General features: G+C 69.2%; 1 pseudogene. It reads right to left on the minus strand.

The window, feature by feature from the left end:
- Positions 1–130 precede the first annotated feature (130 nt).
- Positions 131–247, minus strand: a pseudogene (locus J5M67_RS29720) (cupin); the annotation flags it as partial.

Consider the following 247-nt stretch of genomic DNA (forward strand, 5'->3'; position numbering starts at 1 on the left):
TCTGGACGCCCGCGATGCTCCGCGACCTGAAGGCCTGGCTGGAGCAACATCCGGACGGCGACCTGCACCTGCTGGTACAGGCCGCGCTGCTGGAAGAGACCGCGAAGGCCTAGCCCCACCTGCGCCGGATTCACCCCAGCCGGACGATATCGACCGAAATTTCCACCGCCGCCACCGTGCCCCGGTTCTCCAGCCAGTGCGTGGTGTTCCGGTCCTCCGGCCACCCCACGCCCGGCCCGTAGTCCGT

The sequence above is a fragment of the Pseudomonas sp. 30_B genome (assembly GCF_017491605.1).
GTDB lineage: Bacteria > Pseudomonadota > Gammaproteobacteria > Pseudomonadales > Pseudomonadaceae > Pseudomonas.